This is a genomic window from Bradyrhizobium sp. PUT101, from assembly GCF_052043945.1.
In the GTDB taxonomy this organism is placed as follows: Bacteria; Pseudomonadota; Alphaproteobacteria; order Rhizobiales; family Xanthobacteraceae; genus Bradyrhizobium.
On sequence record NZ_CP197207.1, the window covers coordinates 2,776,270 to 2,789,163 of the forward strand.

Annotated in this window: 13 protein-coding genes, 1 pseudogene and 1 riboswitch; of the genes and pseudogenes, 10 read left to right on the top strand and 4 right to left on the bottom strand. The window is 63.9% G+C overall.

All coding sequences use genetic code 11. The features are described from left to right. The first annotated feature begins 25 nt into the window (after positions 1-25). Entirely contained in the window at positions 26-1,549 is a 1,524-nt protein-coding gene (locus ACSHT2_RS13680; RefSeq protein WP_440642024.1) for an AbiV family abortive infection protein, read from the top strand. 53 nt (positions 1,550-1,602) lie between these two features. On the opposite strand, the gene ACSHT2_RS13685 is transcribed toward ACSHT2_RS13680, so the two are convergent. Next, entirely contained in the window at positions 1,603-2,265 is a 663-nt protein-coding gene (locus ACSHT2_RS13685) for a hypothetical protein (RefSeq protein ID WP_440642025.1), read from the bottom strand. A gap of 398 nt (positions 2,266-2,663) precedes the next feature. On the opposite strand from ACSHT2_RS13685, the pseudogene ACSHT2_RS13690 reads away from it, so the two are divergent. After that, positions 2,664-2,957 (top strand): annotated as a pseudogene (locus ACSHT2_RS13690) (ABC transporter substrate-binding protein); the annotation flags it as partial. 124 nt (positions 2,958-3,081) lie between these two features. Here ACSHT2_RS13690 and ACSHT2_RS13695 read toward each other — a convergent pair. Both ACSHT2_RS13695 and ACSHT2_RS13700 read right to left on the bottom strand, forming a co-directional pair. After that, positions 3,082-3,600, bottom strand: coding sequence for a PRC-barrel domain-containing protein (locus ACSHT2_RS13695; RefSeq protein ID WP_440642026.1), 519 nt, complete (start codon positions 3,598-3,600; stop codon positions 3,082-3,084). Positions 3,601-3,827: 227 nt separating this feature from the next. Continuing rightward, a complete protein-coding gene (locus ACSHT2_RS13700) occupies positions 3,828-4,379 on the bottom strand; it encodes a hypothetical protein (RefSeq protein WP_440642027.1) in 552 nt (183 codons plus the stop codon). Between the two features lie 180 nt (positions 4,380-4,559). Between ACSHT2_RS13700 and ACSHT2_RS13705 the strand changes: the two genes are divergently transcribed. Further along, the gene (locus ACSHT2_RS13705; RefSeq protein WP_440642028.1) at positions 4,560-5,300 is read left to right on the top strand and encodes a response regulator; all 741 of its coding nucleotides are present in this window, start codon (positions 4,560-4,562) and stop codon (positions 5,298-5,300) included. Positions 5,301-5,313: 13 nt separating this feature from the next. Continuing rightward, a complete protein-coding gene (locus ACSHT2_RS13710; protein WP_440642029.1) occupies positions 5,314-6,627 on the top strand; it encodes an ATP-binding protein in 1,314 nt (437 codons plus the stop codon). Between the two features lie 93 nt (positions 6,628-6,720). On the opposite strand, the gene ACSHT2_RS13715 is transcribed toward ACSHT2_RS13710, so the two are convergent. After that, positions 6,721-6,936, bottom strand: a complete 216-nt coding sequence (locus tag ACSHT2_RS13715; protein ID WP_440642030.1) for a hypothetical protein — start codon at positions 6,934-6,936, stop codon at positions 6,721-6,723. Positions 6,937-7,168: 232 nt separating this feature from the next. Between ACSHT2_RS13715 and ACSHT2_RS13720 the strand changes: the two genes are divergently transcribed. From ACSHT2_RS13720 to thiC, 6 genes are all read left to right on the top strand, one after another. Further along, entirely contained in the window at positions 7,169-7,714 is a 546-nt protein-coding gene (locus ACSHT2_RS13720; RefSeq protein ID WP_440642031.1) for a transglycosylase SLT domain-containing protein, read from the top strand. Positions 7,715-7,844: 130 nt separating this feature from the next. Further along, positions 7,845-7,973, top strand: a riboswitch (TPP riboswitch). Further along, on the top strand, positions 7,961-8,986 hold the full coding sequence (locus tag ACSHT2_RS13725) for an FAD-dependent oxidoreductase (RefSeq protein WP_440642032.1): 1,026 nt from the start codon (positions 7,961-7,963) through the stop codon (positions 8,984-8,986). (Overlaps the previous riboswitch by 13 nt.) Further along, positions 8,977-9,174, top strand: a complete 198-nt coding sequence (thiS, locus tag ACSHT2_RS13730) for a sulfur carrier protein ThiS (RefSeq protein WP_440642033.1) — start codon at positions 8,977-8,979, stop codon at positions 9,172-9,174. Before ACSHT2_RS13725 ends, thiS begins: the two co-directional genes overlap by 10 nt. A gap of 150 nt (positions 9,175-9,324) precedes the next feature. Then, the gene (locus ACSHT2_RS13735) at positions 9,325-10,107 is read left to right on the top strand and encodes a thiazole synthase (RefSeq protein ID WP_440642034.1); all 783 of its coding nucleotides are present in this window, start codon (positions 9,325-9,327) and stop codon (positions 10,105-10,107) included. Then, positions 10,094-10,702 carry a thiamine phosphate synthase gene (locus ACSHT2_RS13740; RefSeq protein ID WP_440642035.1) on the top strand — a complete coding sequence of 203 codons (609 nt, stop codon included), beginning with the start codon at positions 10,094-10,096 and terminating at the stop codon, positions 10,700-10,702. Before ACSHT2_RS13735 ends, ACSHT2_RS13740 begins: the two co-directional genes overlap by 14 nt. 266 nt (positions 10,703-10,968) lie before the next feature. Continuing rightward, positions 10,969-12,867, top strand: a complete 1,899-nt coding sequence (gene thiC / locus ACSHT2_RS13745; RefSeq protein WP_440642036.1) for a phosphomethylpyrimidine synthase ThiC — start codon at positions 10,969-10,971, stop codon at positions 12,865-12,867. Positions 12,868-12,894 lie beyond the last annotated feature (27 nt).

Genomic DNA, 12,894 nt, shown 5'->3' on the forward strand with positions numbered 1-12,894 from the left:
TAGCGCGACCTATGGAGCGGCGCGAATGACGAAGCTAAAGCGCGATGAGGCCTTGGTGAAAGCGATGGATGCTTGCGTCGAGCATGCGCGCGATCTTCTGAGCTCTGCCCAAGCCGTGATGCTGGCTGGCCATCCTAATATTGCCTATCACCTTGCTGCACTGGCCCTAGAAGAAATAGGTCGTCGAGCCTTGTTGGGGGTTCAAGCTGTATCGAAGATGGCCACTGTCCCATCTTCATGGCCCAAAAAGCATGAGCAAGATCACGTCAAAAAACTATTCTGGTGCTTCTTTGGAGGGGGTTTTTTCTCCGAGGAGATCACTGCGGCTCGCCTCGATGAAATGTCTGGCGTTGCTCAACGCATACATGATACCCGTCTTATGGGCCTATACGTCGATAGCGACGGAGAAAGTCTGGTCCTTCCGAGCAAGGCAATAGCAAAAGAGGCCGCTGAACGCCTCGTTCGGCTTGCCGAAGCGAGCATTGCACTGACCAAAACCGAGAAGGTGCGAGAGGATATCCCACAAGAGGAAATTGATCTTCAAGCTTGGTTCTTGGACGCCACCGACGATCCTGAGAAGCGCAAGCAAATATTCTCTAAAGCCTCCCTGAAGAAGCTGGCAGAATTAAAGGACACTGGCGCATGGGGCCGGTGGCTTAAAGAACAGTTTGATAAGGCCGATGCAGACGGTCGGCTCGCGGCAGAGAGGGAATTAGAGCGCAGCAGAAATGCCCCAGCAGACAGAACTAAGGACAAATGGCAGCTGCGTGTGCGGATCATCTGTGCATCGCATTCCATAAGGCCGAAAGTCTTGTCGAGCTTCAACAAGAAGTCCGGCTGGATAAAATTTTCAGCCGTTAGCGGTAAGAAAGATCAGATCTTCATTGACTTCATTCTCGGCGACAATGTTCCGGTACAGGCGCTGTGGTATTTTGGCTGGGGAATAGCCCGCAGCTTCGTTGTCGCCTTGAACATTAGCACAATGGGTTTCTGGTGGTGGCGAATGCCTGAGCAGATCAACCGCTACTACGAAACGATCCGCGATCTTGAAAACGGTCAGGACCTAAGACTCGAGAGGCAACCCAGCCTGAAAATAGACTGGGGCGAGAACCGTGCGTTGACTGAGGACGATCTGGGCCGTGCTGCCATGGCTTTTGCTGCTCTCACCAAAATAAGGCAATCTGGCGCTCAGAATTCTCTCGACTTCTACATCGGCGGCCTGACGTTTCTTTCTTTGAATGACGTGCATTGGCAGTGCGAGGTGCAGTCGTTCGGCAATTTTTTCCAAAGTCTCCGCGCTATGATGGCAGAGCACAAGGACTGGCAACAGGGCACGCCGTTTGAGCCAGCCATTTTGAAGTTGCTCGACAGCCTCTTTCCACAGCTGGATGAGAGGGAGCGCTATGCCGAACTTTGCCGTGCCTTCGACAGCGATCAACTTACCGGTATTGTCGTAACGCTGAAGGAAGTGTCGTTCATCAAGCTATTTTGTGATGCATACTTTCTTTCAAAACACACCCCGTCGGTTGTGCTCGAACAAGCTCCTTAGCCGCGCATTTTGGCGTCTGGCCAAAACCTAACGTTCTCCTGGATGGCTCATTTCTAGGTAAAGCCGTACTTGTGTATCTGACAGGAACGGTCGCGCTTCCCGTCCGGGATGTATTCTGTTCCGTCGATCCCAATGAGGGCTCCTTTGATCTCAAGATCGCCGCTGGTGAAAGATCGTCGCCACTGACGCCCTTTTACACCATCCCGCTCGTTCTGCTCCCAGCGCAGCACCTTGAGATGGTCTTCCACCCAAAGAGGCCCTCCTCTATCGGCCCTTTCGCGCGGCCAGACCTTTGCGGACAGGCCTTCGAGGGATGCTCTGATGTCCTCAAAGCCCATCGGTGCGCACTTTTCTCTTTCCGGCGGTGCAGGCGGCCGTTCGCTCGTCAGCTTTGGCAGCAGGCCATTAATGAGCTGCCTTGTCGCCGCGAAGCCATGGTCGGGACTCTGCCAGTAACGACCGCGCAAGCCATCAGGCGCGTTGTAAAATAGATCGCAGGTCTGCTGGTCTGAGCGAAGGACGAAGATGATCTGCCGCCCGTCTTCCTCGCCGCGAGGCGCAGTGCGGTAGGGCTCTATACAACTGCTGATGACTGTTGCGCTTTCGACCAAGCGCGCGGCGATCTGCTCAAACGAGAGACCTTCATCGAGGTAGGAGCGCCGCTCGGCAGAAAGTTCGGATGTATCCCATCTCATTGTGCAGGGTGGCGTGATCATTGCTCGGTTCAGCTGCTGTAGGTCAGGTGCCACCCTAGCAGGTTCTGGGAGCCACAGCTTCGCCAGCATCTCGCGGCCTGCTTGGGCATTTCTGCGACCGCTCATTCCACAGCGAGAATACGAGAGAGCCGGAGAGAGGCGGAGACCTCGACCAAGCCCTTGCAGTTTCGATATTTTCTGGGCTGGAGAACTTTTGTCTTCGAGCGCTTTCTCAATGTGCAGGCGCGAAAGTCAGCACCGCCAGCGGTAGGGGAAGCTACCGCCAAAAAGTCGCCGATGGCCCCCGGCCCCTCGAAGGCCATCCGGGGCCTGCTCTGCCGGGCCTGAGCGGCGCGAGCGCGCTGATCGGCATTGGCCGCAGCCCAACAGCGGCGAAGGCCGCGAACACCTGCAGGCCCGGTCTGCGCGGCTCGGCGACCATGCACTATCTGAAGGCGATCGACGCCATCAAGACCGACGAGGCCTCGAAGGTGATGGAGCAGATGCGCAAGACGCCGGCCAACGACTTCCTTGCGAAGAACGGCAAGATCCGCATCGACGGCCGAATGGTCCACGACATGTATCTGTTCAAGGTGAAGGAGCCCGAGGAGTCAAAGGGCGAGTGGGACCTCTACAAGCTGATCGCCCCCGTGCCCGGCGACGAGGCGTTCCGTCCGCTCGACAAGGGCGGTTGCCCGCTGGTGACGCACTGAGCAGCTTCTCACTCTCCCCGCTTGCGGGGGGTAAGGGAAGCGAAGCGAGGTAAGAGAAGAACGATACGACAGCGCGCCCAGTGAGAACCGGGCGCGCTTCGATCAGGCAGTTACGCGAGCCGCATTAATCCGCGTACTTGAACTCGGGCATGTTCTTCAGCTCGTCCTTGCTCGCGTTGAACACGGCGTGGTCCGGATACCATTTCGACGTGGACGACGTCGTGGTCGCAGCGGGTCTGTTGTCGGTGCCGGTCGCGGCGCCGGTGGTGGTGGTCGCGCCCGGCTTGGCGCCCGTGCCGGTATAGGCGACGGCCTCGTTGACGAACTTCAGCTTCTCATAGGGCACGGCGACCAGATGCTCGCCCACGCCGAGGAAGCCGCCGACGCCGATCACGGCGATCTTGATGGAGCCGCTCTTGTCCATCAGGAGATCATTGATCGTGCCGATGTTCTCGTTGGCTTCGTTGTAGACCTTCAGGCCGTCCATCTTGGACGTACGCCATTGGCCCGTCGCGGTCGTGGATATCGTGGTGGCGGCCGCGGTTGGCGCCTTGTCGGAGGTGGCGGTCGGCGATTGTGCGAACGCGGCGGTTGCAAGCAGCACGGTACCGGCAAGGCCGGCGGCGATCGATTTCGTCAGCATGTTGTCCTCTCCTTCACAGAAAACTCGTGTGGGGAAAACAGCGCTGATCACGCACAGTTCCGTGCGCGCCGCAATTTCGTCGCGCAATGCGCGAGCGGAGGAGCCACAACTCTTGTTCCCGCGTCACTCAGGAACATTTTGCGTTGCACGGTTCCCCGCCGACAATCGTGCGCCCTGGGCGACGCATGACCGCGGCGAGGACCGCGCCGACCCTCACTTCGATCAGGTCAGCTCGTGAAGTCGATCAGGAGCGCGGAAAAATTCGAGCTGCTTGATGAACTGCCGTTGGCGCCGTAGGACGATGCCGACGATTGCGACTGTTGCAGCGCCTGCAGGAACTGCTGGAGGATCTCGGCCGTCGTCTGGTCCGTCGAGCTGCTGCTCGTCGAGTCCGTCGTCGTCGAATCCGAAGAGCTGTCGTCCGGCGGCGGACCGGGCGGCGGGCCGCCTGCGCCGCCGGGACCGCTCGCGAAGGCGGACTGAAACACGCTTTTCAGCTCCTCGGCCTGGTCGGAGGTCAGCGTCCCGTTCGACACTTCGTTCGAGATGAGGTCGTCGATCTTCGACTGCATCTCCTCCTTGGAGGGATGCGTGCCGCTCGACTGGTCGCTCGACCGGCTCTGCTGGAGCGCCGTGTCGATATCCGTCAGCGCCGTCGAGAGCGCGGACTCGTCCGACGACGAGATCGTGCCGGTGGAAACTTGCGATTGCAGTTCCTGCTGAAGCCGCTGGAGCGGCGATTGATAGCTGCCGGCGGAGGCCGCCGAGATCGAAGTCATGATGGCTCCGTGGTTGGTGCGGGGTTTCGTCGCGGACCACGCCACGGTATGGTTAACGGCCTTAACGCAATCTTGCCGCTCCGCAACCCGTCGATTGCCGCTTGTTGCAGGTAGCCGGTCAGAAACAATACGAAACAAAAATCATCGCCATTTGGCCCGAATCTTGGACAAACAAATGGCATGGCCATTCCCAATCCCAACATCCTTGTCGTCGAGGACGACCGCGAAACCCGGACGCTGATTGCGAAGTACCTGCGCAACAACTCCTGCAACGTCACCGCCGTGAGCGACGGCCGCGAGATGTCGCGCGCGATGGCCGACCACCGCGTCGACCTCATCATTCTCGACGTCATGCTGCCCGGCGAAGACGGCCTCAGCCTCTGTCGCAAGGTGTGCGCCGAATCGCAGACGCCGATCATCATGCTGACCGCGCGCGGCGAGGACGTCGATCGCATCGTCGGCCTCGAGATGGGCGCGGACGACTATCTGCCGAAGCCGTTCAACCCGCGCGAGCTGCTCGCCCGCATCAACGCGGTGCTGCGCCGCCAGGCCGCAGCGCAGGCGGCGAGCACGGTCGAAGGCGCGAGCACGCTCGCCTTCGAGGGCTGGCGCATCGATCTGCGCCTGCGCGAATTGCGCAATCCCGACGGCGCGCGCGTCGCGGTGACCAGCGCCGAGTTCGATCTGCTCAGGACGTTCTGCGAGCGGCCCGGCCGCGTGCTGTCGCGCGACAGCCTGCTCGACCTCACGCAAGGGCGCAACGCCGGCTCGTTCGAACGCTCCATCGACGTGCTGGTCAGCCGCATCCGCCGCAAGATCGAGCCCAATCCGGCCGATCCCACCCTCATCAAGACGGTGCGCTCCGGCGGCTATCTGTTCACGCCGAGGACGGAAGCGGTCGCGACGCCTCTGGGCAGCTGAGCGCGCGCCGTCGATGAAGCCGCCCGGGTTCTTTCGCCTCAACGGGATCGGCGGGCAGATCGCCGCGCTGGTGCTGGCGTCGACCGTCGCGCTCCATCTCGTCGTCACCGCCGCCTTCCTGATCAATCGGCCGGACCCGCCGCCGGACGGCGCCCGTCGACTGACCGATGCCGCATTGCTGCTCGGCGCGGCCGAGCCCGGCGAGCGGCCGCGCCTCGTCGCCGATCTGGCGCGCGCCTTCCCCAGGCTCGGCATCGAAATGCTGGCACCCGGCACCGCGACCGTCGAGGCGAGCGACAGTCCGCACCTGTACGGGATGCGCCACCATCTCGGCCCGCGCTTCAAGGCAATGCAGCTTGCCCCGGATGGGGATACGCGCCGCGTCGGCATCGAATTGCCCGACGGCACGATGATCGCGGCTCGTGTCGAAGGCGGCCCGCGGCCGTTGTTCTGGGGCGCGCCCTGGCTTACGGCGCTGATGACCGCCTTCATCTGCGTCACCGTGCTTGGCCTGTGGGCGGCGCGTGCGCTGACGCGGCCGCTGTCGTCCTTCGCCAAGGCCGCCGAGGATTTCAGTCTCGATCGGGCGGCCGAGCCGCTGCCCGAGCGCGGCCCGGAGGAAATCCGCGCGGTGGCGCGCGCGCTCAACCGCATGCACGAGCGGATCGCGCGGCTGATGTCGGATCGCACGCGGATGCTGGCCGCGATCAGCCACGATCTGCGCACGCCGATCACGCGGCTGCGCCTGCGTGCCGAGTTCATCGAGGACGAGGGCAACCGCAGGCGCATGCTGATCGACCTCGACCAGATGCGCTCGATGCTGGAATCGGTGCTGTCGCTCTTGCGCGACGACCGCAGGATCGAGGCCGTGACGCTGGTCGACATCGCGAGCACGCTGCAACTCGTCGCCGACCAGTTCGGCGACATGGGACATGTCGTGCATTACGACGGGCCGGCGTCCGCGACCGCCGCCGCGCGGCCCGACGATCTGCATCGCGGCATCACCAACCTCGTCGAGAACGCGGTGCGCTTCGGTGCCGAGGTGACGATCCGCCTCGACGTCTCGGGCAGTACGTTCGTCATCGGCGTCGAGGACGACGGCCCCGGCATTTCGGATGCGCGCAAGCAGGAGATGCTGGAGCCGTTCGTGCGCGGCGACGATGCGCGCACCATGGACGAGTCCACCGGCTTCGGGCTCGGCCTCTCGATCGCGCGCGCGATCGCGATCGCCCATGGCGGCGAGCTGTCGCTGCACGACCGCAAGCCGCATGGGCTGATCGTGCGGATGCAATTGCCGGTGTGGCAGGCGCCGCGGTTAGCGGCGTAGAGACCCCACGAGAGAACGCAACCCCTCACCCGGCGCGACGCGCCGACCTCTCCCCGTGGGAGAGGTGAAGGGCTCGCGATCCATGTCGAAGCCTCACGCCGCGAGCGACGGGTGCTCGATGGCTTCCCGCGCGAAGATTGCCACCGCCTCGAAGCGATAGTTGCAGGCGTGGCAGGTCCAGAGGTAGGAGACGCGCCCCTCGCCCGGCTCGATCCAGTCGGGCTGCGCGATCGGCGTGCCGCACTGGGCGCAAGGGTTGTGTCTGGGGATGCCGACGGTGTGTGCAGCGACCAGGTTCGCTTTTGTCATGGCACCTCTCCCGATTTGCAGCGCTTGCATACTCGCTTTCGCGAGCCGGCGCGAATAGACAGGCGTGCTGTCTCGCGCGGGGGGTCGTCCGCCCCGAAAGCCGATTACGCCAGCTTTGAGCCGTAACGGCGGCACGGCGCCGCAAAAACGTTAACGGCGTCGTTTGGTCACATCATCGCCGCGTTCGGGTTGCCTAACGGCAGCCGGACCCAGGCCATTTACGGGATATCTGATGAAAATTTTACGCGTTGTCGCGCTGCTCGCGGCCGGATCGATTTTGCCGCAGGCCGCATTCGCCGGCGAAGCCGAATATGCCGCGATGGTCGCGGCCCATGCCCGCGCCAACGGCGTGCCGGAAGCGCTGGTGCATCGCGTCATCATGCGCGAGAGCCGCTACCAGCCGCACCTCGTCGGCCGTGGCGGCACCATCGGGCTGATGCAGATCAAGCTCGCGACCGCCCGCGGCGTCGGCTACACCGGCGATGCCGCCGGCCTGCGCGATCCCAACACCAACCTCACCTATGCGGTCAAATACCTCGCCGGCGCCTATCGCGCCGCCAACGGCGACCACGCCCGAGCCGTGCGTTATTTCGCGGGCGGCTATTACTATGCTGCAAAGCGCCAGCGCCAGGAGCAGCAGCAGACGATGGTGCAACAGGCCAGCAACGAGAGCTGGCTGGAGCCGAACGGCAACCCGCAGCCGATGTTCGGAACCGCGCCGCGCCGCAAGCTCGCACAAGGCTTCCGCAACGCGCGGGCGCAGGTTCCCGCTCGGTAATCGCCGTCATGGCCGGGCTTGACCCGGCCATCCACGTCTTTGCATCCGCGTCCAAACGTGGCTGCCCGGGTCAAGCCCGGGCATGACGACTGTTACCGCGTTGACACCGCCCGTCACTGGCATACATTAGACCCGTTCCGAGGGGTGCTCCGAGGAGGAGCTGAGATACCGCTAAATGGGCAATACCGCCCAGGACCGCGGTGACCCTTTGAACCTGATCCGGGTCATGCCGGCGAAGGGACAGGGATGTTGCAAACGACCAAGCGACCGGATTCCCCGGTATCCATCATTGGCGCAGGCATTGCGGGAGCCTGGCAGGCCCTGCTGTTCGCACAGGCCGGTCACGCCGTCACCTTGCACGAGCGCGGTGACGAGGCGATGACGGACGCCACCAGCCATTGGGCCGGGGGCATGCTCGCGCCCTATTGCGAGGCCGAGGTCGCCGAGCCCATCATCAGCCGCCTCGGGCTGCGCTCGCTCGATTTATGGCGGCGCGAGCTGCCCGACACGCCTTTCAACGGCTCGCTCGTCGTCGCCCATCCGCGCGAGCGCAACGATTTCGAGCGCTTCGCCCGCATGACCGAGGGCCATCAGCGGCTCGACGCCGCAGGGCTCGCCGCGCTGGAGCCTTCGCTGGAGGGCCGGTTCCGCGACGCGCTGTTCTTCCCGGCCGAAGGCCATGTCGAGCCGCGCCGCGTGCTGCCGAAGCTGCACGAGCGCATCCGCGCCGCCGGCGGCACCATCAAGTTTTGCAGCGACGTCACCGCGAACGATCTCGCAAACCTGGATCCTGAAGGCATCGTGATCGACTGCCGCGGCCTCGGTGCCCGCGACGAGCAGCCCGAGCTTCGCGGCGTCAAGGGCGAGATGATCCTGATCGAGACCGACGAGGTGCAGCTGGCGCGGCCGGTACGGCTGATCCATCCGCGCTGGCCGCTCTACGTCATCCCGCGCGAGGCCGGCCTGTTCATGCTGGGCGCGACCTCGATCGAAGCGGAGGACACCGGCGTCAGCGTGCGCTCGGCGCTGGAGCTTTTGGGTGCGGCCTACACCGTGCATCCGGCCTTCGGCGAGGCCCGCATTCTCGAATTCGGCTCGGGCTTGCGGCCCGCCTATCCCGACAATTTGCCGCGCATCGGCATTCGCGACGGCAAGATCAGCGTCAACGGGCTCTACCGCCACGGCTTCCTGATCGCGCCTGCCCTCGCCGAGCTGACGCTCGCCTATGTCCAGCGCGGCCAGATCGACAACGAGGTGATGCGATGCGCGTGATCGTCAATGGCGAGCAGCGCGAGGTGACTTCCGCCAGCGTCGACGCGCTGCTCGCCGAACTCGACTATGAGGGCACCCATTTCGCCATCGCGCTCAACTACGACGTCGTGCCGAAAAGCCGCTGGGCCGAGACCGCACTGAAGGCCGGCGACGAGATCGAGATCATCACGCCGCGGCAGGGAGGGTGATGGGATGGCACACTCTCTTCGCGACGACGGCTCTTTTTGGCCCGTCATTCCGGGGCACGCAAAGCGTGAACCCGGAATCTCGCGCCACAACTTCGAGATTCCGGATCGGTCCGCGTACCGCGGCCCGTCCGGAATGACGGGGAATTCAACATGGTGACCTTCTACGGCAAGACCTTCGCCTCGCGCCTCTTGATCGGCAGCGCGCTCTATCCCTCGCCCGCGATCATGCAGGCGGCGATCCGCGCCTCCGGCGCGAACATCGTCACGGTGTCGCTGCGGCGCGAATCCGCCGGCGGCAAGACCGGGGACGCGTTCTGGAAGCTGATCCGCGAGCTCGACGTTACCGTGCTGCCGAACACCGCCGGCTGCCGCACCGTGCGCGAGGCCGTGACGACGGCAAAGCTTGCACGCGAGCTGTTCGGCACGAACTGGATCAAGCTCGAAGTCATCGCCGACAACGACACGCTGCAGCCTGACGTCGTCGGCCTCGTCGAAGCAGCGACCATCCTGATCAAGGACGGCTTTGAAGTGTTCCCCTATTGCACAGAGGATCTCTCTGTTGCGAACCGTCTTGTTGACGCCGGCTGCAAGGTGGTGATGCCGTGGGCGGCGCCCATCGGCAGCGCGAAGGGCATCACCAACCGCGATGCGCTGAAGCTGCTGCGCGAGCGCCTGCCCGACATCACGCTGGTGGTCGACGCCGGCCTGGGGGCGCCCAGTCACGTGGCGCAGGCGCTGGAGCTCGGCTATGACGCCGTGCTGCTCAACACCGCGATCGCCAAGGCCGCCGATCCCGTCGCGATGGCTAATGCCTTCCGCCTCGGCTGTGATGCCGGCCGCACCGCTTATGAAGCCGGGCTGATGAACGCCCGCGACTTCGCCTCCCCTTCCACCCCTGTCGTTGGGACCCCGTTCTGGCATGCCGTATCCTGATCGATTCTATCCCGTCGTCGACAGCCTGGCGTGGGTCGAGCGCCTGACGAAACTCGGCGTCGGCACCATCCAGCTGCGCGCGAAGGAGCTGAACGACGCCGACGCGCTGCAGATCGTCACCGACGCGCTGGCGATCACCAAGGACACGCAGGCCAAGCTGGTGGTGAACGATTATTGGCGCGCGGCGGTCGTCGCCGGCGCAGAGTATCTGCATCTCGGCCAGGAGGATCTCGCTGAGGCCGACCTCAAGGCGATCCGCGAGGCCGGCCTCAAGCTCGGCATCTCCACTCACGACGATGCCGAGCTTGCCACTGCGCTCGAAGCCCAGCCCGACTACGTCGCGCTCGGCCCGATCTTCTTCACCACGCTGAAATCGATGCGCTTCGAACCGCAGGGCATTCCCAAGATCACGGAATGGAAGAAGCGCATCGGCAACATCCCGCTGGTCGCCATCGGCGGCATCAAGTTCGAGCACGCCGCGGAGATCTTTGCCGCCGGCGCGGATTCGATTGCCGTCGTGTCCGACGTCACCCAGAACGCCGATCCCGATGCCCGCGTGCGGCAGTGGCTCGGCCTGTCGAAGGAGGCGGCATGATGTGCGCTCCGCTCTCATCCCACACTCCGCCGTCATCGCCCGGCTTGGCCGGGCGATCCAGTACGCCGCAGCTTCTCGGCCCTAGCCGCACCGCCTCGGCGTACTGGATCCCCGCTTTCGCGGGGATGACAGAGAACCTTCCACCGGCGTCATTCCGGGGCGGCTCGCAGAGCCGAACCCGGAATCTCGCTCAATAACCTCGAGGTTCCGGATCGGACCGCAAGGCGGTCCGTCCGGAACGACGCCCATTAAACCGGAGGATCCCCATGAACATCCGCTCCAATCCGCAACAGACCGTCCCCGCCGTCACCACCGGTCCCCTTCCATCCTCGCGCAAGATCTTCGCGTCCCCCGACGCCGCGCCCGACCTGCGCGTGCCCTTGCGCGAGATCATCCTGTCCGAAGGCGCGGGCGAGCCCAATCTGCCGGTCTACGACACCTCCGGCCCCTACACCGACCCGTCCGTCACCATCGACGTCAATGCCGGCCTTGCCCGCAACCGCAAGCAATGGGTGCTGGAGCGCGGCGGCGTCGAGGAATATGAGGGCCGGCAGGTCAAGCCGGAGGACAACGGCAACCTCTCCACCGACAAGGCCGCGCGCGCCTTCTCGGCCTATCACAAGCCCTTACGCGGCCTCGACGGCCACAAGATCACGCAGCTCGAATTCGCCCGCGCCGGCATCATCACCAGGGAGATGATCTACGTCGCCGCGCGCGAGAATCTCGGCCGCAAGGCACAGCTCGAACGCGCCGAAGCCGCGCTCGCCGATGGCGAGAGCTTCGGCGCTTCCGTGCCCGCCTTCATCACGCCGGAGTTCGTGCGCGACGAGATCGCGCGCGGCCGCGCCATCATCCCCTGCAACATCAACCACAGCGAGCTCGAGCCGATGATCATCGGCCGCAACTTCCTGACCAAGATCAACGCCAATATCGGCAACTCGGCGGTGACCTCGTCGGTCGAGGAAGAGGTCGAGAAGATGGTGTGGGCGATCCGCTGGGGCGCCGACACCGTGATGGACCTGTCGACGGGCCGCAACATCCACACCACCCGCGAATGGATCTTGCGCAACGCGCCGGTACCGATCGGCACCGTGCCGATCTACCAGGCGCTGGAGAAGTGCAACGGCGATCCCGTCAAGCTGACTTGGGAGCTCTACAAGGACACCCTGATCGAGCAGTGCGAGCAGGGCGTCGATTATTTCACCATCCACGCCGGCGTGCGCCTGCAATACATCCACCTCACCGCCAGCCGCGTCACCGGCATCGTCTCCAGAGGCGGCTCGATCATGGCGAAGTGGTGCCTGGCGCACCACAAGGAGAGCTTCCTCTACACCCATTTCGACGAGATCTGCGACCTCATGCGCAAGTATGACGTCTCGTTCTCGCTCGGCGACGGCCTGCGTCCCGGCTCGATCGCCGACGCCAACGACCGCGCGCAATTTGCCGAGCTGGAGACGCTCGGCGAACTGACAAAAATCGCGTGGGACAAGGGCTGCCAGGTCATGATCGAAGGCCCCGGCCACGTGCCGATGCACAAGATCAAGATCAACATGGACAAGCAGCTCAAGGAGTGCGGCGAAGCGCCGTTCTACACGCTCGGGCCGCTGACCACCGACATCGCGCCGGGCTACGACCACATCACCTCGGGCATCGGCGCCGCCATGATCGGCTGGTTCGGCTGCGCCATGCTCTGCTACGTCACGCCGAAGGAGCATCTCGGCCTGCCCGACCGCAACGACGTCAAGACCGGCGTCATCACCTACAAGATCGCCGCCCACGCCGCCGACCTCGCCAAGGGCCACCCCGCCGCGCAATTGCGCGACGACGCCCTCTCCCGCGCGCGGTTCGAATTCCGCTGGACCGACCAGTTCAACCTCGGCCTCGATCCGGACACGGCAAAGAGCTTCCACGACGAGACCCTGCCGAAGGAAGCCCACAAGGTCGCCCATTTCTGCTCGATGTGCGGCCCGAAATTCTGCTCGATGAAGATCACGCAGGACGTGCGCGATTACGCGGCGACGCTGAACGATCCGAACAGCGTGGGCATGTCGATGAGCGGCACCGCCGAGGACGGCATGGCCAGGATGAGCGCGAAGTTCAAGGAGATGGGCGAGAGCTTGTATCTGGATGCGGAGAAGGTGAAGGAGAGCAATCGGGTGTTGTGAGGGGTGCACAAATCCAAAATTAAAGGG